This is a genomic window from Streptomyces sp. NPDC101776, assembly GCF_044766845.1.
GTDB lineage: Bacteria > Actinomycetota > Actinomycetes > Streptomycetales > Streptomycetaceae > Streptomyces.
Window position 1 is genome coordinate 115992 of the sequence record NZ_JBIWMV010000018.1, and the last position, 20771, is coordinate 136762.

General features: G+C 68.2%; 20 protein-coding genes, 1 tRNA gene and 1 pseudogene. 15 read left to right on the forward strand and 7 right to left on the reverse strand.

What is annotated here, in order from left to right:
• The first annotated feature begins 193 nt into the window (after positions 1-193).
• The 8 genes from ACIRRY_RS39080 to ACIRRY_RS39115 all read left to right on the forward strand — a co-directional run bounded on the left by ACIRRY_RS39080 (position 194) and on the right by ACIRRY_RS39115 (position 6806).
• Complete coding sequence (locus ACIRRY_RS39080) at positions 194-985, forward strand: HAD family acid phosphatase (RefSeq protein ID WP_403982769.1); 792 nt, start codon at positions 194-196, stop codon at positions 983-985.
• Positions 986-1106: 121 nt separating this feature from the next.
• Positions 1107-2261 carry a right-handed parallel beta-helix repeat-containing protein gene (locus ACIRRY_RS39085; RefSeq protein WP_403982772.1) on the forward strand — a complete coding sequence of 385 codons (1155 nt, stop codon included), beginning with the start codon at positions 1107-1109 and terminating at the stop codon, positions 2259-2261.
• Positions 2262-2410: 149 nt separating this feature from the next.
• Positions 2411-2476, forward strand: a tRNA-OTHER gene (locus tag ACIRRY_RS39090).
• A 123-nt stretch (positions 2477-2599) separates the two neighbouring features.
• Complete coding sequence (locus tag ACIRRY_RS39095) at positions 2600-3808, forward strand: MFS transporter (protein ID WP_403982775.1); 1209 nt, start codon at positions 2600-2602, stop codon at positions 3806-3808.
• Between the two features lie 256 nt (positions 3809-4064).
• A complete protein-coding gene (locus ACIRRY_RS39100) occupies positions 4065-4682 on the forward strand; it encodes a hypothetical protein (protein WP_403982778.1) in 618 nt (205 codons plus the stop codon).
• Positions 4683-4818: 136 nt separating this feature from the next.
• Entirely contained in the window at positions 4819-5163 is a 345-nt protein-coding gene (locus tag ACIRRY_RS39105) for an NUDIX domain-containing protein (RefSeq protein WP_403982781.1), read from the forward strand.
• Positions 5164-5209: 46 nt separating this feature from the next.
• Positions 5210-6145: a MerR family transcriptional regulator gene (locus tag ACIRRY_RS39110; RefSeq protein ID WP_403982784.1), complete on the forward strand. Its 936-nt coding sequence runs from the start codon at positions 5210-5212 to the stop codon at positions 6143-6145.
• 76 nt (positions 6146-6221) lie between these two features.
• Positions 6222-6806, forward strand: coding sequence for a GNAT family N-acetyltransferase (locus ACIRRY_RS39115; protein WP_403982786.1), 585 nt, complete (start codon positions 6222-6224; stop codon positions 6804-6806).
• On the opposite strand, the gene ACIRRY_RS39120 is transcribed toward ACIRRY_RS39115, so the two are convergent.
• The 4 genes from ACIRRY_RS39120 to ACIRRY_RS39135 all read right to left on the reverse strand — a co-directional run bounded on the left by ACIRRY_RS39120 (position 6778) and on the right by ACIRRY_RS39135 (position 10595).
• Positions 6778-7203: a VOC family protein gene (locus tag ACIRRY_RS39120; protein WP_403982788.1), complete on the reverse strand. Its 426-nt coding sequence runs from the start codon at positions 7201-7203 to the stop codon at positions 6778-6780. The genes ACIRRY_RS39115 and ACIRRY_RS39120 overlap by 29 nt on opposite strands.
• A 191-nt stretch (positions 7204-7394) precedes the next feature.
• The gene (locus ACIRRY_RS39125; RefSeq protein WP_403982791.1) at positions 7395-9077 is read right to left on the reverse strand and encodes a rhamnogalacturonan lyase B N-terminal domain-containing protein; all 1683 of its coding nucleotides are present in this window, start codon (positions 9075-9077) and stop codon (positions 7395-7397) included.
• A gap of 94 nt (positions 9078-9171) precedes the next feature.
• Positions 9172-10032 (reverse strand): hypothetical protein, encoded by an 861-nt coding sequence (locus ACIRRY_RS39130; RefSeq protein ID WP_403982794.1) that lies wholly within the window; start codon positions 10030-10032, stop codon positions 9172-9174.
• On the reverse strand, positions 10029-10595 hold the full coding sequence (locus ACIRRY_RS39135) for a SigE family RNA polymerase sigma factor (RefSeq protein WP_403982796.1): 567 nt from the start codon (positions 10593-10595) through the stop codon (positions 10029-10031). Before ACIRRY_RS39135 ends, ACIRRY_RS39130 begins: the two co-directional genes overlap by 4 nt.
• A gap of 265 nt (positions 10596-10860) precedes the next feature.
• Here ACIRRY_RS39135 and ACIRRY_RS39140 point away from each other — a divergent pair, with 265 nt between their 5' ends.
• The gene (locus ACIRRY_RS39140; RefSeq protein WP_403982799.1) at positions 10861-12312 is read left to right on the forward strand and encodes an NCS2 family permease; all 1452 of its coding nucleotides are present in this window, start codon (positions 10861-10863) and stop codon (positions 12310-12312) included.
• Between the two features lie 74 nt (positions 12313-12386).
• Here ACIRRY_RS39140 and ACIRRY_RS39145 read toward each other — a convergent pair whose 3' ends face one another.
• The 3 genes from ACIRRY_RS39145 to ACIRRY_RS39155 form a co-directional block, all read right to left on the reverse strand.
• On the reverse strand, positions 12387-13844 hold the full coding sequence (locus tag ACIRRY_RS39145) for a peptidoglycan D,D-transpeptidase FtsI family protein (protein ID WP_403982802.1): 1458 nt from the start codon (positions 13842-13844) through the stop codon (positions 12387-12389).
• Between the two features lie 64 nt (positions 13845-13908).
• Entirely contained in the window at positions 13909-14382 is a 474-nt protein-coding gene (locus tag ACIRRY_RS39150) for a GNAT family N-acetyltransferase (RefSeq protein ID WP_403982804.1), read from the reverse strand.
• A 3-nt stretch (positions 14383-14385) separates the two neighbouring features.
• A complete protein-coding gene (locus tag ACIRRY_RS39155; protein WP_200678173.1) occupies positions 14386-15159 on the reverse strand; it encodes an IclR family transcriptional regulator in 774 nt (257 codons plus the stop codon).
• Positions 15160-15300: 141 nt separating this feature from the next.
• Between ACIRRY_RS39155 and ACIRRY_RS39160 the strand changes: the two genes are divergently transcribed.
• The 6 genes and pseudogenes from ACIRRY_RS39160 to ACIRRY_RS39185 all read left to right on the forward strand — a co-directional run bounded on the left by ACIRRY_RS39160 (position 15301) and on the right by ACIRRY_RS39185 (position 20769).
• The gene (locus ACIRRY_RS39160) at positions 15301-16830 is read left to right on the forward strand and encodes an aldehyde dehydrogenase (NADP(+)) (protein WP_403982807.1); all 1530 of its coding nucleotides are present in this window, start codon (positions 15301-15303) and stop codon (positions 16828-16830) included.
• 102 nt (positions 16831-16932) lie between these two features.
• Positions 16933-17541, forward strand: coding sequence for a DUF1349 domain-containing protein (locus ACIRRY_RS39165; protein WP_403982810.1), 609 nt, complete (start codon positions 16933-16935; stop codon positions 17539-17541).
• Between the two features lie 96 nt (positions 17542-17637).
• Positions 17638-18345: pseudogene (locus tag ACIRRY_RS39170) on the forward strand (GlxA family transcriptional regulator); the annotation flags it as partial.
• Positions 18342-18833: a GNAT family N-acetyltransferase gene (locus tag ACIRRY_RS39175; RefSeq protein ID WP_403982813.1), complete on the forward strand. Its 492-nt coding sequence runs from the start codon at positions 18342-18344 to the stop codon at positions 18831-18833. The pseudogene ACIRRY_RS39170 and the gene ACIRRY_RS39175, both read left to right, overlap by 4 nt.
• Positions 18834-18909: 76 nt before the next feature.
• Complete coding sequence (locus ACIRRY_RS39180) at positions 18910-19623, forward strand: DsbA family oxidoreductase (protein ID WP_403982816.1); 714 nt, start codon at positions 18910-18912, stop codon at positions 19621-19623.
• Between the two features lie 96 nt (positions 19624-19719).
• Complete coding sequence (locus tag ACIRRY_RS39185) at positions 19720-20769, forward strand: aminotransferase class V-fold PLP-dependent enzyme (RefSeq protein WP_403982819.1); 1050 nt, start codon at positions 19720-19722, stop codon at positions 20767-20769.
• The last annotated feature ends 2 nt before the right edge of the window (positions 20770-20771 follow it).

Below are 20771 nucleotides of genomic sequence, written 5' to 3' on the forward strand. Positions count from 1 at the left end.
CCCCGTTCGCAGTCGCAGCCACGACGGTAGGGAAAGCCGACCAAGAGAAGGTCAAGTCGGCCCCAAGGGCGGGTAATTCCCCACTCTGTGGGTTATGTATCGATCGGATAAAGGTCCTCGCCTCCACGGTGTGATGCGCGTAGACAGTCCCTGACCTGGTGCATCACCCATCAGAACCAGATCCGGAGATTCCATGCGGAAGTCCCTTAGAGCGGCCGCCCTCGGCGCCGCCTGTGTCGTCGCCGGTGCCGCCCTGTACGGCACGGGCGTCGCCACCGCCGGCCAGTCGACGGCCAACTCGACTCACGAGCCGTACAACATCGGCCTGTTGACGAAGGACATCGACACCTACTACGGCACCGCGCTCGACAGCAGCGGCGTCTACCAGGCCTCGGCGACCAGCCCGTACGCCAAGGACCTGGCGCGCATCGACGCGTCGGCGAAGAAGTACATCGACGAGGCCGTCCGCAAGCACCACAAGGGCGTCAAGCCCGCGGTCGTCTTCGACATCGACGACACGCTGCTGCTCAGCCTCGACTACGAGAAGAAGAACAACTACGGCTACAGCTCGGCCACTTGGGCCGCGTATGTCGCCCAGGCCAACCGCCCGGAGGTCTTCGGCACCCCCGAGCTGGTCAAGTACGCCGCGTCCAAGGGCGTCACGGTCTTCTACAACTCGGGTCTGAAGGAGTCGCAGCGCACCTACGCGGTCGACAACCTGAAGAAGGTCGGAGCCGACGTCAACCTCGACGCCGACCACATGTTCCTCAAGGACGCGGACAACCCGCCGTCGTACCTGAGCGGTTGCGCCACGGCCGGTGCCTGGACCTGCACCACCGTGCAGTACAAGTCCGGCACCCGGAAGCACATCGAGGACCTCGGGTACAACATCATCGCCAACTTCGGCGACCAGTACTCGGACCTCGACGGGGGCTACGCCGACAAGACGTACAAGATCCCGAACCCGACGTACTTCGTCAGCTAGGTTTTTCCGTTCGCGTGGCAACCCTTTCCGGCCACGGCGGCGACCAGGAACCAGAAACGGGCCGGGGCGGCCCCTCCGGCCCGTTTCGTCCTCGTCGTCATCCAGGAAAGGAACCAACGCCGTGCGCACGAGCACCGGACGCCACCGCAGGACCCGCACCCTCTCGATCGCCGCCGCGGTGGCCGTCGCCGCGGGGGCGGGCGGCGTCTACCTCGGCCTCAACAGCGGTGGCGCGCAAGCCGCTTCGGCCACGATCACCGTCTCCACCACCGCCCAACTGGAGTCGGCCGTCGCGAACGCCGGCGCCGGTACCGTCATCCAGGTCCGCGCGGGCACCTACACCCCGGCCGCGACCCTCAAGTCCACGGCGAACGGCACGAGTTCGGCCCGGATCACGCTGGAGGCGTACGGCACGGAGAAGGTGAGGATCGACGGCTCGAAACTCCCCGCGGGCCAGTGGCTGGCCGGTATCTACGGCGACTACTGGACCGTCCAGAACCTCACCTTCCAGCGCTCCCCGGCCCAGGGCTTCGTAGCCACGTCGTCGGTCGGCGGCATCTTCAAGAACCTGGTCACGGCGAACAACGGTGACTCGGGCTTCACCCTGCGCGGCGACGGCACGACGAACAACCTCGTGCAGAACCTGGACAGTTACGGCAACTACGACGCCGCCGGACACGGCCAGAACGCGGACGGCATCGCCATCAAGTTCGGCTCCGGCTCCGGCAACAAGGTCACCGGCGCCCGCCTCTACAACAACTCGGACGACGGCCTCGACCTGTGGCAGTTCTCCTCGCCGGTCACCATCGAACACTCCTGGGCCTTCGGCAACGGCAAGAACCGCTGGAACGACTCCGCCTTCGAGGGCAACGGCAACGGCTTCAAACTGGGCGGCGGAGGGGTCTCCGTCGCCCACGTCGTCAACGACAACGCGGCCTGGAACAACACCCTCAACGGCTTCACCGAGAACTCCAACACCGGCGCGATCATCCTCAACCGGAACACCGCGTACGCCAACACGGAGTCCGGCTTTTTCTTCGCGACCGGCAAGTCCCGCCTCGCCCGTAATCTTGCGGTGGGCAACAAGGGGGGCCTGGACAAGCTCGGTTCGGGCACGGTGTCGGCGGCGAACAACTGGGACGGCGGGGTCGCTACTCCGTCGTTCAGGTCCGTGGATGCGACGACGGCGTATGGGGCGCGCTCGTCGGGTGGGACGCTGCCGTCGACGACGTTCCTGACGACGGGGTCTTCGGTGATCGGGGCGACGATGAACTGACGTGTCCTCACTGCGGGTTCCGCTTTTCGGGGAGCGATGCGCAGGGCTGACGCGCGGAGGGGCCCCGGTTGTAGCTGACCGGGCCTCTCCTCTGCTGTTTCCGGAGTGGGTCACCAGCCCAGCTCCTGGTGTTGCTTGAGCCGCTCTTCGCGGGTGAGGAGAACCTCCAGCTTCCCGAGCTGAGCGTACGAGTTCGGTTCTCGTCACCCGCTCCACAGGAACCCCCAGGTCGATGACCCGGGGGTTCCTGTCCCGACCAGTGGGCGTGCGTGCGCACCACAACCGCACCATAAGCCGCCTGCTATGGCGCTCTACCGTTTCCTGGAGATCCTGTACCGGTGACCGATCCCAGCGGCACCCCGCGACCGACCGGACGCCACCCGGTGTGGCTGACCCGCAACGTCAAGGTGCTGTGCGGGGTTTCCTTTCTCCAGGACGCGGCCAGCGAACTCCTCTACCCGATCCTGCCGATCTTCCTGACCGTGGTGTTGGGTGCCCCGCCCGCCGCGGTCGGTGCGATCGAGGGCGCGGCCGAGGGCGCGGCGTCGATCACCAAGGTGGCCGCCGGGCGCCTCGCGGACCGGTTCAACCGTCGTCCCCTGATCGGTGCGGGATACGGATTGGCCGCGATGGGCAAGCTACTGATCGCGCTGGCGACCGTCTGGCCGCTGGTCCTCGTCGCCAGGGTCACCGACAGGCTCGGCAAGGGCATGCGAGGGGCGCCTCGCGACGCCCTGCTCGTGGAGGGCGTGCCGAAGGAACAGCGCGGCAGGGTGTTCGGTCTGCACCGGGCCGCCGACACCGCCGGCGCGGTGGTCGGCCCGCTCATGGGGCTGGTTCTTTACGAGGCGCTCGACCACCGGCTGCGCCCGCTCTTCTGGGTCGCCGTGATCCCCGCCGTCGCGTCGGTCGCGCTGGTCACCGCCGTCCGCGACCCCCGATCCGGAGGGACGAGCAGCTCCTCGACGCGGTCCGCCCGCACACCCTGGCGATCCCTGCCGCGCCCCTACTGGCGGGTTCTCGGGGTGCTGCTCGCCTTCAACTTGGTCAACTTCCCCGACGCGCTCCTGCTGTTGCGCGCCCACGACCTAGGTCTCTCGACAGCCGGGGTGGTGGGCGCGTACGCGGTCTACAACCTCGTCTACGCCGCCCTGTCCTACCCCGCCGGGGCGCTGTCGGACCGGTTGCCACGCCCGCTTGTCTTCGCCACCGGCCTGCTCTGCTTCGCGATCGGCTATCTGGGCCTCGGCCTGATCCACAGCCCCTGGGCGGTGTTCGTGGTGCTGCCGCTCTACGGCGGTTTCGCGGCCTGCACCGACGGCGTCGGCAAAGCCTGGATCTCCACGCTCGTCCCCGACCGCCAACAGGGCACCGCGCAGGGCCTTTTCCAGGGCGCGACCGGCGCCGCCGTGCTTCTCGCGGGCGTGTGGGCCGGGCTCTCCTGGGGCGCCGACGGCCACCTTCCGCTGCTGGTCTCCGGCGGCATCGCACTGGTCCTCGCCGGTGTGCTGCCGGTCATCACCCACGCGCGGACCACGGCCCGCTGACCCCAGGTCTCCGACGAGGGCGCGATGAGTCAGCGAATCGGTCGGTTTCCGGCCGCGCGTAGTGACAGGTTGCTGGTGAAGCCCCGACCACCTATCTGGGTGAATGCCGACCAGACTCAGAAACAAGTGCCTTTGATTGGCTTTAGCGTCGTCGGCCTGGCCGCTTCGGCGGCTGGCACAGCAGGTGATGTGGCCGCCTTTGGAGCAGACGGTCAGAGTGCTCCCATGGGCTTGGCAATGTAGACGCGGAGACCGAGTGGCAACAACGCAAAGTGATCCCGAGTCCGACCGCGAGACTCGCACCAGGCTGGACCCGCAGGTCAAGGTCGCCTTGATCGGGGCAGTGGCGCTGGTGGTCGCCGCAGCCGTCAGCGCGGTCAGTGCGCTCATGGCTGGATGGCTCCAGTACAACGGCCCGGGTTCAGGAAGTGAGCACGAGACATCCGCATCGGCCCGACCGAGTGGCCGGTCATTGGCGTTGATCGTCAGCCCATTCCAAGGAGACGAAGTCAGCCAGTGCGCGGCGGTCAGTGGCGTAGCACCACAGCTCGAAAAGAACCAGACTTACTGGCTCGTGGTGCGGGGCCCTGGTGCATGGTCGACCTATTACCTCAACCGCCGCATCGAACCATCCGTACATGCAGAGACCTCGGCTTCAGGCACCTACGACAAGTGGGGCGTCCAAGCTACCGTCGGTGGCAATAAGAAAGATGCCGGTCTGGTATACGAGTTGATCCTCGTCCGCACCGAGACCCTGACAGATGATTTTGCCAGCAGGATGGCCAACAAGAACTGGGATCTCGGAAAGCACCTTCCCCAAGGCGCAACTCTTGTGGACAGCGTCAACGTACGCCGCACGGCAACAGAATGCTGATGGGCGTTTCTCTCTGAAACACTGACGCCGGCCGAGTGGCAGTCGCACCTGATGGACCCTCCTGTTGCTGCCCGTAACCCGGCACCGCACCACAAGCGCACCACGCGGTCGATGCCCTCCGATACCGTCCCGAGCCATGGCGAATAGCGACGGTGTCCCGGAGAAGGTGGCGTGGATCCTGGTTCGGGACGGGCGGGTGTTGGTGGCGCGTAGCCACGGCAGAGATCGCTTCTACTTCCCCGGCGGTCACCGTGAGCCGGGAGAGTCCGACGGCGAGACCTTGGTGAGGGAGAACGGCGAGGGGCATCCGGATCACGGTCCCTTCCGGATGATCTGTTACACCGCCGATCACCGCGGTGAGCTGACTCCGTCGAGGGAGATCGCCGAGAAGGCGTGGTCCCGTTACGCCGATAGGGACCGGGTCTCGGCCGTCGACGAGATGGCTTTCGACGTGCTTCACCAGGCCGGACGGCTCCCTTGATTCACGGACTTGAGTCTCCAGTAAGGGGAGACGTAAAGGTGAGGGCATGGAAGGCGACGCGCTCTACTCGATCGGTGAGCTTGCTCGGCGGACCGGGCTCACGGTCAAGACCGTTCGGTTCTACTCCGATCGAGGGATCGTGGTGCCGGCAGACCGCAGCCCGGCCGGTTACCGCCTCTACGGCATCGACGCCGTCGCACGCCTGGACCTCGTAAGGACCTTGCGAGAGTTGGGACTTGACCTCACCACGATCCGCAAGGTCGTGGACAGTGAGCTCTCGCTGCCCGAGGTCGCCGCGGCGCACGCCGAGGCGCTGGCCGTGCAGATCCGGGTCCTGCGGCTGCGGCGGGCGGTGTTGACGGCGGTGGCCGAGCGTGGGTCCACACCTGAGGAGATGGAATTCATGCATCGACTTGCCCGGCTTTCCGAGGACGAACGCCGCCGTCTGATCGGTGAGTTCCTGGATGCCGTCTTCGGCGGTTTTGACGACGCCCCCGCATTCGCCGGGGTCATGCGCTCGATGACACCTGAGTTGCCCGACGACGCGGAGGCTGAACAGGTCCAGGCTTGGGTGGAGTTGGCCGAGCTGTCTCTGGACCCCGAATTCCGCGCCTCCGCACGGCAGTTGGCCGAGGAGCAGATTGCCGAGCAGGTTCGAGGTGATGTGGGTGGCCCGCGCCGCGATATCGCCGGAGTCGTCCGTGAGCAGGTCGGGCCGGCCCTCGGCGCCGGTATCGACCCCGCCTCGCCCCAGGCCGATCCGTTCGTCTCGGCGTTCATCGGGCACTACGCACGCCTGCTGAGCCGACCCGACGACGTCGACCTTCGTCGGCGGCTGGCGGCTCGGCTGTCGGGCGTGAACGACCCTCGCAGGGAGCGGTATCTGCAGTTGCTCGCCGTGGTCAATGGATGGCCCGCCCCGGAGAGTCTTGCCCCGGCACTCGACTGGTCCGTCCAGGCTCTGCGTGTCCGGACAACGTGATGACGGGCGGTCGTACGGCCGCGCGACGCGGACCCGGTCTGCCTCGGGTGAAATCGCCGCCGGAGATAATCGGTTCATGAATGCCGCCGTCGAACTTCATGTGGCCGCCACGTCGGCCTCTCCCGCTCTCTTCCTTCGTCCCTGGCTCATGGAGGACGTTGCCGAACTCGTCGAGGCACGCCGGGATCCCGTGCTGCGGCAGTGGACAACGGCCGTCGTGGACAACGAAGTTGACGGGGCACGCTGGGTGCAGGACCAGCAGCGCGGGTGGGCGGCGGGAGGGTTGTTCGGCTTCGCTGTCCTGGAGGTGCGACCCGGGGCGGATCGTGGGCGGTTGGTGGGCAATGTGATCCTCAAGAAGGTCGTCTCCGGCAAGTCGGCCGCCGAGGTGGGCTATTGGACCGCCGCGCACGCTCGCGGGCGGGGCGTGGCCCCGCGCGCCCTGGAGGCACTCACCGGCTGGGCCTTCGACACCTTCGGCCCCGACGGGCTGGAGCGGCTCGAACTCCTGCACCAGGTGGACAACTTGGCATCCTGCCGGGTCGCGGAGAAGAGCCGGTACGCCTTCGACAGTGTTCTGCCTGCGGCGCCGCCGGCCTTTCCCCGCGATGGTCATCTCCACGTACGGCTTGCTACGGCCGGGCGTACGGCCGGGTCATGATCTCCATGTTGTGGCCGTTCGGGTCCTCGAAGTAGGCACCGCGACCGCCGAAGAGGCGGTTGATCCGGCCGGGTTCGGTGTGACGGGGGTCGGCGTAGTAGGCGACCCCCACCACCTCCAGACGGGCGATCATCGTGTCGAACTGCTCGTCCGGTACGAGGAACGCGTAGTGCTGCGGCTGGATCGGCTCGTCGCGCTTCTCGTAGTAGTCGAGGGTCACGCCATTGCCCAGGTCGACCGGCAGGAACGGTTCGAAAGGGGCGCTGACCTTCAGACCCAGGATCGCGGCGAGGAACTCGGCCGACAGTTGCCGGTCCTTGGCGTAGACGGCGGTGTGGTTCAACTGGACGGTCGCCGGCAGGTCGAGGTCGTGCGTCATCTGTGGGTGGGTCTCCATGTCTTGAGTCCGGTGAGAGCGCCGCTTGCGGGCGCGGGGAGGGAAGACAAGGAGAGAAGGCGGGGCTCTGGCCCGCCCCGCGCTCACGCCGCGGCCGGGTGCCCTACTCGTGTATGGCCCATGGCCGACCCGGCAGTCACGTCGTCGAGCCTAGGGCCCCGGCGAGCGTCGGCTCAAGTCGGTAGATCAACTCAAACCAGTAGATCAATGCAGTCGAACGACGTGCCCGGGCTGAGGAATCCCGAACCCGTCGAACCACTGACGACGTTGATCTTCAGCACATTGCCCTTCGTGACGTCCGAACTCCACGCGCTTGCCGGGACGTTGAAGACGAACGTGTGGTTGTTTCCTCGGTACGAACCCGTCGTCAAGTCGCGGGTCGAGGGTTGGGCGGGCGGCGCGGGGATCGTCGAGACCCAGTCGTTCACCGTGACTTGGGGACGCGCGTTGATGTACGCCGTCGTCACCCCGACCCGCAGCGTGTGCGCTGCCGCAGCCTGCGCCGCCGTCAGTTTGAAGTAGACCAGGATGCCGTCGTTGACGTCCTTCCAGATGTACGCCGGGAAGGACGCGGCCTCGCTTCCGCTTCCGATCGTGACGTTCCCCGTCCACTTCGCCGCCCGCGCGTCGGACGGATGCGCGTACGTCATCAGCTCGGCGTTCTTGAACGCCCCTGGAGTTCCGTCCCAGTTGCCCAGGCGCCACACCGCCGCCGCGGTGGACGGGTCACCCGTGATGTTCAGGGTGTGCAGCGACGTCGTACCGCCCGCCGTCACCGTCACCGACCCGGTGTGCACGGCGAGTTCGCCCTTGAAGACGGTCAGTGTGTACGTCCCCGGGAGCATCCCCTTGCAGGAGAAGGTGCCCGTGCCGGCCGCGGCCTTCGCCCAGTACTGCGCGGTCGAGTTGGAAAAGCCCACCGTGTAGGGGTACTCGGCGTCCATCCCCTTGAGGCCGACCCCCGCCACTCTCCCGCGCCCCGCCTTGCCCACCCAGCCGGTGATGCCCAGCGAGTCCACCCACGACGTGTCGAGGTTCGCCGCGAAGAGCGAGGTCGAAGGCGTGCCGTCGTCCGTGAACGTCACAACGAACGGGCCCTGGAGACCGAAGCGTTCGGGCTCCGTCTGGGCCTCGTTGTAGTGCAGGATCTCGTACAGGCCCGCGCCGCCCTCGTTCGAGTGGCGCAGCAGGGAGCGGTAGAAGGGACCGCCGGACGCCTTCTCGTGGTTGGAGCGGACCAGGTACAGGCCGACCGAGCCCGTGGTGAAGCCGACGTGGTCGTAGTCGATGGTCCGCTTGCCCGAGTAGTGCTTGGAGCGGGTCGTGCCGTCGGGGTGCTTCCAGACGTCGCCGGCCTCGATGATCGTGTCGGTGGTCGAATCCCATGCGTCGGAGCCCGAGTTGGGGAACAGCCCCGGCTTCACGCGGACGATGTACCGGGTCGCGGTGAAGGAGGCGTCGGCCTTGTCCGTCCACAGGTAGACGTTGTTCTCGCCGCTGCGGGCCGCGTACCACTGGGTGATCGCGCCGTGCACGACCTTCACCAGGATCGTCGACCCGGACTGCTTGATCGTGACCGTGGAAGCACCGAGCCCGGACTCGACGTGCGAGTGCTTGCCGCCGTATCCCTCGTACTCCTTGCCCTTGTAGGCCAGGGACGTGATGTCACCGGTCGACTTGGAGATCTTGAGGATGAGCGAACTGCCCGTGGTGACCACGTAGTTGGAGCCATCGTCCGTGTATCCGAAGGCGGCGGCCGACGCGGACGAGAGGAGACCGGTGCCGCCCGCGACGGCCGCGCCGGTGGCGGCGACACCGATCGCGGAGGCTCCGAGCACCCGCCTGCGGGTGAGGTGCTTCTTGTGCGTGCTCAAGCGACTTGCTCCGTATGACTCCGTGCGAGAGGAACCTTGCGCTTCCTTGTCGCCACCGCCGGAGAAAGGGTTGCCGCCCGTCCCGGATTTCTGCCTAGGATTTCTGCGCCGCGAAGTCGCCCTTCACGGACAGCTGTTGGCCGGCCGCCGTGCCCGCCGCCGAGTAGCTGTCGTCCTTGGCGTCCCGGCCACCGCGCGCATGGTTGTACTGCCCGGCGAAGACCCACTCGCCGACCGCGACCGTACGGCCCTCCTTGAGCACCCAGGTGTAGACCAGGAACCCGTCCTGCTCCGCCACCGTCTGCGTGAAGTCCTGCTCGGGCAGCGAGCGCCAGGCGCCCGCGGAGCTGACCCCGGCGGTCAGCTTGACCTTCAACTGGACGGTGAGCGCAGTGAGTTGCTTGCTCGTCTTCAGGGTGACGTCGCTCTGCGCCCAGAAGTCGTTGCTGCCCGGGTCGATCGAACCGTCCGACCACAGCGGGCCGTCCTGGACACCGGACGCGGGCGGCAGCGCGGGCGTGGAGGCGGACGCGGTCGGGGACTTGGCAGTCGGCGACGTGCTCGCCTTCGGTGAGTTGTGCGTGGTGCCGTCGGGACCCGAACTCGCCGTCGGAGCAACCGGTTTGACCGGCGTACGACTCGTCGCGTCCGGCGACGGCGTAGGTGTCGGGGTCGGCGAGACGGACACCGTCTGCTGGGCGGGGGAGTTGTTCTTCACGGCGGACGCCACCGCGTAGCCGCCGATCGCGAGGACGCTCGCCACCGCGGCCGTCGCGCTGACCACGCGCACCCAGCCGAACACGGGCGGCCGGGTGGCCCGGTGATCGGGACGCGACTGCGTGGCCATACCGCGTTCGAGCCGCGCCAGGATGCGCGCCCGGTCGGGTTCGTGTGCCTCGGCCGCCTCGTGCAGCCGGGCGATCAACTCGTCGTCGTGCACGTCCTGATGCCTCATCGGTTCCTCCCTCCGGTCTCGCCGCCGCGTGCAATCACCGCGTGCATCCGCAGCGGGGGGCTCTGCGGACCGAGCAGACGTTGCAACTCGGCCATGCCCTTCGACGTCTGGCTCTTAACCGTACCGACGGACACACCGAGTGCGAGCGCGGTGTCCTTCTCCGACAGATCGAACGCGTGCCGCAGCACCACACAGGCCCGCTTGCGGAACGGCAGTCTGCGCAAGGCCTCTTGGACGTCGACCACACCGGCCACGTCCGGGTTCTCGGTCTTCTCCTCGCGCTGCGACCAGAACAGGGCGACCCGCCGCCGCTCGCGCACCGCGCTGCGGATCCGGGTGCGGGCCAGATTGGCGACCACCCCACGGGCGTAGGCCGCCGGATGGTCGGCAGCGCGCACCCGGTCCCAGCGGTGCCAGAGCGCGAGCAGCGCGTCGGCCGCGAGATCGTCGGCGGCGTCCGCCTCGCCCGTCAACAGGTGGGCGAGCCTGGACAGTTCGGCGTAGTGGCGTTCGAAGAAGGCGTGGAACTCCTCGGAGGCGGCGGCGTCGACGACTGTGCCCACGGCGTACCTCTCCTCGCTACGGTATGTGAGTGTCATGTAGATGACACGTGATCATTCAGGGGCGAACCCGATGAGATCCGGAGCGTAGCAGTGATCAACTGGCCCCTCTGGTACGGACCTTCGAACACTGTCTGACAGGTCGACCAAGCGACTGGCGGGCCGACCCTGATTCCGTAACACGGGGAAAACCTGAAACAGGTTCAACGCGGGAACAATCCAGCCAGCATCCGCGCACCGATCACTGAGGCAAACGAGGAGTACCCGCATGTCCGAGTCCCAGGCGGTGGCCGAACGGCCAAGTGCCGAACCACCGGCGGCGAACGGTGTCGACCGGTTCTTCAAGATCTCCGAACGGGGATCCACCTTCGGGCGTGAGATACGCGGCGGCTTCGCCACGTTCTTCACGATGGCCTACATCCTCGTGCTGAACCCGATCATCCTGGGCAGCGCCAAGGACAAGTTCGGGCACACGCTCGACACCGGCCAACTGGTCACCGCCACCGCCCTGGTGGCCTGTGTGATGACGGTCATCATGGGCGTCGGCGGCAACCTGCCGCTCGCGATCGCGGCCGGTCTTGGCCTCAACGCCGTCGTCGCCTTCCAGCTGGCGCCGCTGATGAGCTGGCCCGACGCGATGGGCCTCGTCGTCATCGAGGGCGTCCTGATCTGCGTGCTGGTCCTCACCGGACTGCGCGAGGCGATCATGAACGCGATCCCGCAACAGCTCAAGCAGGCCATCGGCGTCGGCATCGGACTGTTCATCGCGTTCATCGGCTTCGTCGACGCGGGCTTCGTCAGCCGTATCCCGGACGCCGCGCAGACCACGGTCCCCGTGCAGCTCGGTGCCGTCGGTCATCTCGCCGGCTGGCCCGTCCTCGTGTTCTGTCTCGGCGTACTGCTGACCATCGCGCTGGTCGCCCGCAAGGTGAAGGGCGCGATCCTGATCAGCATCGTGACGATGACCGTCCTCGCGATCATCATCAACTCCGCCGCCGACATCAAGAGTTGGGGCCTGATGACCCCCAAGGTGCCGGACAAGATTGTGGACACGCCCGACTTCGGACTCATCGGCCACTTCAGCCTGTTCGGGGCGTTCGGTGAGACCAGTGCGATCACCGTGATCCTGCTGATCTTCACGCTGATCCTGTCGGACTTCTTCGACGCGATGGGCACGATCGTCGGTATCAGCGCGGAGGCCGGTCTTCTGGACGACGATGGACAGGTGCCGAACATTGGGCGCGTTCTGTTCATCGACGGTGCGGCTGCCGTCGCCGGTGGTATTGGTTCCGCGTCCTCCAACACCGCATATATCGAGTCGGCTTCGGGGGTTGGTGAGGGCTCGCGTACCGGGTTCTCGAACCTCATCACCGGTGGGTTGTTCGGGCTTGCGTTGTTCCTTACACCGCTGCTGACCATCGTGCCTCTACAGGCCGCCGCGCCTGCGCTGATCGCTGTGGGGTTCCTGATGATGACCCACGTCAAGTACATCGACTGGGACAAGTACGAGATCGCGATTCCGGCGTTCCTGACGATCGCCGCGATGCCGTTCACATACTCGATCACTGACGGGATCGGGGCGGGGTTCATCTCTTACGTCGTGATCAAGGCGGTGCTCGGTAAGGCGAAGGAGGTCAACTGGTTGTTGTGGGGGGTGTCCGCGCTGTTCCTGGTGTACTTCGCGATTGACCCCGTGGAGCAGGTTCTGGGTGTGAAGTAAGGGTCGCTGCGCGGTCGGCTGACGGTTCGTCGTGGCTGGTCGCGCAGTTCCCCGCGCCCCTGAAAATAACGGCACTACTGCAATGCCGCTTTCATCATCGCCTTGGCCACCGGGGCCGCCAGGCCGTTGCCGCTGATTTCTGATCTTGCCGCGTCCGATTGCTCGACCACCACCGCCACGGCGATCTCCTTGCCGGTCGAGTCGGACTTGCCGTAGGACGTGAACCAGGCGTACGGCGACTGGTCGTTGTTCTCGCCGTGCTGGGCCGTGCCTGTCTTGCCGCCCACGGTGACGCCCGCGATCCGGGCGTTCGTGCCGGTGCCGTCGGTGATGACCGTCTGCATCGCCGACTGGAGCTGCTGGGCGGTGTGCGAGCTGACGATCTCCTTCGTCGTGGTGCTGTCGTCGTAGTTGTGGACCACATCGCCACCGCTGTCGGTGGTCTCCGACACCATGTGCGGGGTCACCAGCTTGCCGTCGTTGGCTATGGCGGCCGACACCATGGTCATCTGGAGCGGGGTGGCGGTCACGTCGTACTGGCCGATGCCGGTCAGGGCCGTGGACGACTTGTTCATGTTCGACGGGTACACGCTCGGGTACGCCCGCACCGGGATGTCCAGCTTGTCGTCGTTGAAGCCGAACTTCTCGGCCGTCGCCTTGACCTTGTCCTGGCCCAGGTCGACGGCCATCTTCGCGAACACGGTGTTGCACGAGTACTGGAGCGCGACCCGGATCGAGGCGTTCTCGCAGGGCGCCGAGGAGCTCTCGTTCTTCAGTTGGGTGACCGTGCCCGGCAGGGTGTAGGGCGAGGGGCTCGTCGTCTTCTGGTCCACCGACGAGTACAGGCCGTCCTCCAGCGCGGCCGCCGCCACGACCAGCTTGAACGTCGACCCCGGCGGCAGCGGCTGGCGCAGCGCGCGGTTGGTCAGCGGCTTGTCGGAGTCCGCGTTGAGCTGCTTCCAGGCCGACGCGGCGGTGTTGGCGTCGGTCAGCGTCGAGGGGTCGTAGGACGGGGTCGAGACGACGGCGAGGATCTTGCCGGTCGTCGGATCGATCGCCACGGCGGCGCCCTTCTTGTCGCCGAGCGCGTCGTACGCCGCCTTCTGCACATCAGGGTCGATCGTCGTGACCACGTTGCCCGGGGCGGCCCGCTCGCCGGTGACCGTGTCCATGGCGGTCTTCAGGCCGCTGTCCGTGCCGTCGAGGAGATTCGCGTAGATCCCCTCCAACTGCGTCGGCGCGTAACTCTGCGAGGCGTACCCCGTCACCGCCGCGTACAGCTTGCCGTCCGTGTACGTGCGTTTGTACGCGAGGTCGCTGCTGCTCTCCGTCCGGGCCGAGCCGGTGATCGCGCTCCCGGCCACGATGATGTTCCCGAGCGGGTCCGCGTACGTCTCGATCGCGTTCCGTCGGTTGTCCTGGTCGTCCGCGAGTGCCTGGCCGTCGTAGAACTGCACCCAGGTCGCCCTCACCAGGAGAGCGAACACGAGGAGCAGTACGAACACGGAGGTGCGCCTGATCGTCTTGTTCATCCCGCTCTGAAGACGACCGGGCGGGAACGAACCGTTCCCTTACGGCGCTTTTCTCATCGAGTGCTCATGAACCCAGGGTCAGCACGAGTTCGTCGATCTCCGCGCCCCGCGCGTTGGCGAACCCCCTGGCATGGGCGCCGACCACGAACCCGCACTTCTCCAGTACGCGCCGGGACGCCGGGTTGTCGGCCGCCACGCGCGCGTACAGCGGGCGTTCGGGCACCTCGGCCAGGAGGTCGCGCAGCGCGGCCGTCGCGATGCCCTTGCCCCAGTAGGAACGGTCGATCCAGTACGTCACCTCGCGCTCGCCGGGCTCCCCGTAGAGCGCGGCGCTGCCCACCACGTCACCGTCCGCGAGGACCGTGCGCACCACGTCGGAGGGGGAGGCGCGCACGGTCCTCCAGTGGGCGTCGAAGGCGTCCCGGTCGGCCGGGTCCTTGTGTGTGAAGGCGGCCATCCGGAGGGACTCGGGGTCGTTCATCTGCCGGAAGAAGACGGGCAGATCACTGTCGTGGACCGGGCGGAGCGCGACGTCCATGAGTCAGAGCCTCCGGGTGGCGAGGGTGAGCCGGTCACGGGCGTCGAACAGGGCGTCCTTCACCATCTGCTCGTGCGCGGGCGTCAGCCGGGCCACCGGCACCGAGCAGCTGATCGCGTCCCGGGCCGGGGTGCGGTACGGGATCGCGACGCCGAAGCAGCGCAGGCCCAGCGTGTTCTCCTCGCGGTCCACGGCGAAGCCCTGCTCACGGACCGTGTGCAGTTCCTCGATGAGCTTCTCGCGGTCGGTGATCGTGTGCTCGGTGAGCGCGGGCAGCGTCTCCGGGAGCATCTTGCGGACCTGCTCGTCCGAGTAGGTGCTCAGCAGCGCCTTGCCCAGCGAGGTCGAGTGCGCCGGGAGCCGGCGGCCGACGCGGGTGAAGGGCCGTAGATAGTGCTGCGACTGGCGGGTGGCCAGATAGACCACGTTCGTGCCGTCGAGGCGGGCGAGGTGGATGGTCTCCGTGGTGTCGTCCGAGAGGCGGTCCAGGGTGGGGCGGGCCGCCGCCACGACCTCGTCGCCGTCGATGTACGAGGTGCCGACCAGGAGTGCCCGTACGCCGATGCCGTACCGCGTGCCCGTCGCGTCCGTCTCCACCCAGCCCAGCTCCACGAGCGTGCGCAGCAGCATGTAGAGGCTGGACTTGGGGTAGCCGACGGCCTCCTGGACCGCCGCGAGGGAGTGCATACCGGGCCGGCCCGCGAAGTATTCGAGCAGCTCCACCGTCCGCACCGCGGACTTGACCTGTGCCCCGCCGCCTGTCTCGCCTGCCGACATCGCCCTTGACCCCTTCGTTCGACGAGAACCTTGAGTTATCGTCTCCCACGAGCATATTCATCATCAGAGACAGCGTTCAGCATATCGAACGAGCCTGGTGAATGACCCAGAACTGCGGCACTACATGTGGAGGGACCCGCGGTGGCAGCAGCACCAGTCTGGAGTGTCGACCCCCGAACCGGGAAGCAGCGGGAACAGGTTGCGGTGGAGGCCACAGCCCAGGAGGTGGACGCCACCGTCCGCGCGGCCCACGCCGCGCGCGGCTCGCTCGCCGACCGTACGGTCCGCGCGGCCTTCCTGCGCGGCGCCGCCGACCAGCTCGAAGCGGCCAAGAACCAGTTGGTGGAAGTCGCCGACGCGGAGACCGCGCTCGGCCCGGTCCGGCTGAACGGCGAACTGGCCCGCACCTGCTACCAGTTGAGGGCCTTCGCGGACATCGTCGACGAGGGCGCCTTCCTCGACGTGGTCATCAACCACCCCGACGACACGGCCACCCCGCCGATCCCGGACCTGCGCCGCTACAAGGTGCCGCTGGGTGTCGTCGCCGTCTACTCGGCCTCCAACTTCCCCTTCGCCTTCTCCGTCCCCGGCGGCGACACCGCGAGCGCGCTGGCCGCCGGCTGCCCGGTCGTCGTCAAGGCCCACCCCGACCACCCCGGCCTGTCCGAACTGGTCGCGAGCGTGCTGCGCCGGGCCGCCGCCGAGCAGGGCATCCCGGCCGGCGTCCTCGGCCTGGTGCACGGCTTCGAGGCGGGCGTGGAGCTCGTCAAGCACCCGCTGATCTCGGCGGCCGGGTTCACCGGTTCCGTACGCGGCGGCCGTGCCCTCTTCGACGCGGCGGCGGCCCGGCCGGTCCCGATCCCCTTCCACGGCGAACTGGGCTCCCTCAACCCCGTCGTGATCACCGAGGCGGCCGCGGCCGAGCGGGCCGAGGCGATCGGTACGGGGCTTGCCGGGTCGATGACCCTGGGCGTCGGGCAGTTCTGTGTGAAGCCCGGGCTGGTGCTCGTGCCGTCCGGCTCCGCCGGGGACGGGCTGGTCAAGTCCCTCACCGATGCCGTCAGCGACACGGACTCCGGGGTGCTGCTGGACCACCGGATGCGCGACAACTTCCTCGCGGGGGTCAGCGAGCGGGCCCAACTCCCTGAGGTGGACTCGCCGGTGACGCCCGGCGCGGGCAGCGAGCACACGGTGAGTCCCGGGTTCTTGACGGTGCCGGCGGAGAAGCTGGCGTCCGAGGGGGCGTACGACCTGCTGCTCGAAGAGTGCTTCGGGCCGGTCACTGTGGTGGCGCGCTATGACGATGACGCGCAGGCGCAGGCCGTGTTGTCGCGACTCCCGGGGAATCTTACGGCGACGGTTCATCTGTCGGCGGGGGAGGCGGCCGGGGAGGGGCGTGGGGCGGAGATCCTGGCGGAGCTGACGCCGTTGGCCGGGCGGGTGTTGGTGAATGCGTGGCCTACGGGGGTCGCGGTTGCGGCGGCTCAGCAGCACGGGGGGCCGTACCCGGCTACGACGTCTACCTCAACTTCTGTTGGCGGTACGGCTATTGAGCGGTGGCTGCGGCCTGTCGCTTACCAGAACACGCCTGAGGCGTTGCTGCCGTTGGAGTTGCGGGACGGTAATCCGCTGGGCCTGCCTCGGCGTTATGACGGGCACTTGGAGCGGTAGCGTCGTCGGGGTGCGGTGGTTTTCGGGCTGAAGGTCCGCTGTGGCTGGTCGCGCAGTTCCCCGCGCCCCTGGTAGGTCCACTGCGCCTGAGATGATTGGTGGATGGACTTGGAACTCTTCGAACTACCCTTCCCCCTCCGTACTTATGGGCCCGACGGGCACTGGTCCTACGAGGACGGTGTGCTCACCGGGTGGGCGGGTCCCCGGCAGGACCGGTTCGTGCCGCCCACCGGGGAGGGGCTGGACCCGGCCTCCGACGCGCCCCGGTTGCTCGGGGCGCCGCACGGCGACTTTCAGCTCATCGCTCGCGTGACTGTCGGGTTCGCGGGGTCGTTCGATGCCGGGGTGCTCTACGTCCATGTCGGGGAGCGGGCCTGGGCCAAGCTGTGCCTGGAGTATTCGCCGGACGTGCCCACCGTCTGCACGGTGGTCACCCGGGGACACTCCGACGACGCCAACTCCTTCACGGTGGAGGGGAGTTCGGTGTGGCTCCGGATCAGCCGCACCGGCCGCGCCTTCGCCTTCCACGCCTCCCTCGACGGTGAGCGCTGGACCTTCGTCCGGCTCTTCACCCTCGGGGACGAGAAGGAGACGGACGCGGCGCTGGTCGGGTTCATGACGCAGTCGCCGATGGGGGAGGGGTGTGTCGTGACGTACGACCACCTTGAGTTCAGGGCGAGTTGGCCGGACGACCTGAGAGACGGAAGCTGAGGAAGGCCGTCACCGCGAAGAGAGTCGCGCTGATCGCGAGGCTCTCCCGCAGGCCCGTCGTGAAACCGTCGGAGACCAGCGCCCCGAACACGGCGATCCCCCTGCAGCGGCGCGTTCGCCCTGGCGGAGGCGGGACTGCTGGACGGCCGCAGGGCCACGACGTACTGGAACCAGGCGGAGGAACTGCGCAGCCGCTACCCGGCGGTCGACCTCACCGGTGACGTCCTCTACGTCCAGGACGGCCAGGTCCTGACCTCCTCCGGATACGCCGCCGGAATCGACCTCTGCCTGCACATCATCCGCACCGACTACGACGCCGCCGTCGCCAACGAGGTGGCCCGCCTCGCCCTCGTCGCACCCGTACGGCCGGGCGGCCAGACCCAGTTCACGCAGACCCCGCTGCCGCCCGAGCGCGGCACCGCCTGCGCCGACACCCGGGGCTGGGCCATGCGCAACCTCGACAAGCCGCTCACCCTCACCGACCTGGCCCGGCACTCGGGCGTCAGCGTGCGCACCCTCACCCGCCGCTTCCACGCGGAGAGCGCGGTGAGCCCGTTGCAGTGGCTGCTCCACCAGCGCGTCGAGCGCGCCAGGGAACTCCTGGAGACCACCACCCTCCCCATGGACCAGGTGGCCCGCGCCTGCGGCCTGGGCACGGCGGACTCGCTGCGCGGCCACCTGGTCCGGCGCACCGGGCTGACCCCGAGCGCCTACCGGGCGCAGTTCAGCCGGCTGGGAACCGAAACGGCGGAGGTCAGCCGACTGGGAACCGAAGCGACACAGGTCACGTCATCGGTCGTATGACGAGCGATCGCGCCATCGACACCCTGATGATCCGCACGGCCCTGCCCGCCGAGGCCGAGGCCATCGCCGACCTGCACTTCCGCGCCCGCTCCACCTACTACCCCGACGGCCTCCCGCCGTCCGACGTCGACTGGCGCGCCCTCTGGCTGGCCGCCGTCGAACGCCCCGACGGCCATGTGCTGTGCGCGGTCGAGAACGGCCGTATCGTCGCCATCGCCTCCTTCCGCACCCCGGAGGGCGACCCGGCGGACACGGTCACGCTGTTCCAGTTCCACGTCGACCCCGACCGGTGGCGCGCCGGTCTCGGTACGGCCCTGCACACGGCCTGTGTCGAGCAGTGGCGGGCCGACGCCCGGCGGACCGCCGTACTCGAAGTGCATGTCGACAACGAACGGGCGCAGGCGTTCTACGTCCGTCAGGGCTGGGTCGCCGGTGCGGCCGACGGTGATCATCACCTGGGGATGCGGCTGGCCCTCGCCGGGGAATGAAGCGGGTCGGCGGGGCGTTCACGGGGGAAACGGAGGGAGTCTCCGTCAGTCGTACACGTCTGGAAAGAGCCGAAGAATGCGCGTCGAAATTTGGTCGGATATAGCGTGCCCCTGGTGCTATGTCGGAAAGGCCCGATTTGAGAAGGCGCTCGACGCCTTTCCGCACCGTGACGGGGTCGAGGTCGTGCACCGGTCCTTCGAGTTGGACCCGGGCCGTGCCAAGGGCGACACCCAGCCCGTGCTGAAGATGCTCACCAAGAAGTACGGCATGAGCGAGGCGCAGGCGCAGGCCGGTGAGGACAACCTGGGCGCGCAGGCCGCCGCCGAGGGGCTCGACTACCGCACCCGCGACCGTGACCACGGCAACACCTTCGACATGCACCGCCTGCTCCACCTCGCCAAGGAGCGGGGCCGCCAGGACGAGCTGATCCAGGCGCTGTACAAGGCGAACTTCGCCGAAGAGCGGTCCGTGTTCGACAGCGACGAGCGGCTCGTCGAACTCGCCGCCGGCGCCGGGCTGGACGCCGAGGAGGCCCGCAAGGTGCTGGCCGACCCGACCGCGTACGCCGACGACGTCCGCGCCGACGAGCGCGAGGCCGCCGAACTGGGCGCGAACGGCGTCCCGTTCTTCGTCCTCGACCGCAAGTACGGCGTCTCCGGCGCCCAGCCCGCCGAGGTCTTCGCCCAGGCGCTGACCCAGGCGTGGGGCGAGCACTCCCCGCTCAAGCTGATCGACAACGGTGACGCGGAGGCCTGCGGTCCCGACGGCTGCGCGGTCCCGCAGGCCTGAAAGCCGCAGGTCAGCGCTGACTCATAAGCGTTGCTTCGAGGAACCACGCAAAAACGCGCAATGGACGGGGCTCGTACAGCACCGCAGAGTGGTGCCATGGAGACCTTCGAGAGCCTCGTCCGCGCCGAGTTCGCCCCGAAGAACACCTATCTCAACACCGCGAGCACCGGCCTCCTCCCGACCCGCACCGTCACCGCGATGCACACCGCCGTCGAGGCCGCCGCGGTCGGCACACCGACCGATATGTTCGACGACGTCGAGGCCTCCCGCGCCGCCTTCGCCCGCCTGACCCGCGTTCCGGCGGGCCGGGTGGCGGCCGGGGCGTCCGTCGCGGTCTACAGCGGACTGATCGCCGCCGCGCTGCCTCCCGGCGCCGAAGTCCTCACCGCCGATGCCGACTTCAGCTCCGTGGTGAACCCCTTCCACATGCGCGCCGACCTCAAGGTGCGCAGCGTCCCGCTGGAGCGGATCGCCGATTCGGTGCGCCCCGGCACCGCACTCGTCGCGGTCAGCGCCGCGCAGTCGGCCGACGGTCGCATCGCCGACCTGCCCGCGCTCCGGGCGGCGGCACGCGAGCACGGGGCGCGGACGTACGTCGACGCGTCGCAGGCGGTCGGCTGGTTCGACCTCGACGCGGACGCCTACGACTATGTCGCCGCCGTCGGCTTCAAGTGGCTCTTCTGCCCGCGCGGGGTCGCCTTCCTGGTCACGCCGGAGGACCTCGGCGGCCTCAACCCGGTCTTCGCCGGCTGGGTCGCGGGCGAGGCGCCCTGGGACAGCTGCTACGGCCCGGTCGCCGAACTCGCCCACTCCGCCCGCCGGTTCGACGAGAGCCCGGCCCTCTTCTCCTACGCCGGGGCCCGCCACTCCCTCGCTCTGCTGGAGGAGTTGGGCGTGGACGTCGTACGCGCGCACGACCTCGGCCTGGCCGACCGCTTCCGCGCGGGCCTCGCCACGCTCGGGCACGAGCCCGTCGCGTCCCCGGGGTCCCCGATCGTGTCGGTGCCCGGACTGGGCCGGAGACAGGGGGAGTTGAGCGCGGCCGGAGTCGAGGTCTCCGACCGCGCCGGGAACCTGCGCGCCGCCTTCCACCTCTACAACACCCCGCAGGACGTCGACCGGCTTGTGGACGTGCTGGCCGGCTGAGG

What these genes read in the sequence shown, in the direction of transcription:
- ACIRRY_RS39080 (WP_403982769.1), top strand. Translation starts at nt 194, where the DNA reads ATGCGGAAGTCCCTTAGAGCGGCCGCCCTCGGCGCCGCCTGTGTCGTC.
- ACIRRY_RS39105 (WP_403982781.1), top strand. Translation starts at nt 4,819, where the DNA reads ATGGCGAATAGCGACGGTGTCCCGGAGAAGGTGGCGTGGATCCTGGTT.
- ACIRRY_RS39110 (WP_403982784.1), top strand. Translation starts at nt 5,210, where the DNA reads ATGGAAGGCGACGCGCTCTACTCGATCGGTGAGCTTGCTCGGCGGACC.
- ACIRRY_RS39115 (WP_403982786.1), top strand. Translation starts at nt 6,222, where the DNA reads ATGAATGCCGCCGTCGAACTTCATGTGGCCGCCACGTCGGCCTCTCCC.
- ACIRRY_RS39120 (WP_403982788.1), bottom strand. Translation starts at nt 7,203, where the DNA reads ATGGAGACCCACCCACAGATGACGCACGACCTCGACCTGCCGGCGACC.
- ACIRRY_RS39130 (WP_403982794.1), bottom strand. Translation starts at nt 10,032, where the DNA reads ATGAGGCATCAGGACGTGCACGACGACGAGTTGATCGCCCGGCTGCAC.
- ACIRRY_RS39140 (WP_403982799.1), top strand. Translation starts at nt 10,861, where the DNA reads ATGTCCGAGTCCCAGGCGGTGGCCGAACGGCCAAGTGCCGAACCACCG.
- ACIRRY_RS39145 (WP_403982802.1), bottom strand. Translation starts at nt 13,844, where the DNA reads ATGAACAAGACGATCAGGCGCACCTCCGTGTTCGTACTGCTCCTCGTG.
- ACIRRY_RS39150 (WP_403982804.1), bottom strand. Translation starts at nt 14,382, where the DNA reads ATGGACGTCGCGCTCCGCCCGGTCCACGACAGTGATCTGCCCGTCTTC.
- ACIRRY_RS39155 (WP_200678173.1), bottom strand. Translation starts at nt 15,159, where the DNA reads ATGTCGGCAGGCGAGACAGGCGGCGGGGCACAGGTCAAGTCCGCGGTG.
- ACIRRY_RS39165 (WP_403982810.1), top strand. Translation starts at nt 16,933, where the DNA reads ATGGACTTGGAACTCTTCGAACTACCCTTCCCCCTCCGTACTTATGGG.
- ACIRRY_RS39175 (WP_403982813.1), top strand. Translation starts at nt 18,342, where the DNA reads ATGACGAGCGATCGCGCCATCGACACCCTGATGATCCGCACGGCCCTG.
- ACIRRY_RS39180 (WP_403982816.1), top strand. Translation starts at nt 18,910, where the DNA reads ATGCGCGTCGAAATTTGGTCGGATATAGCGTGCCCCTGGTGCTATGTC.
- ACIRRY_RS39185 (WP_403982819.1), top strand. Translation starts at nt 19,720, where the DNA reads ATGGAGACCTTCGAGAGCCTCGTCCGCGCCGAGTTCGCCCCGAAGAAC.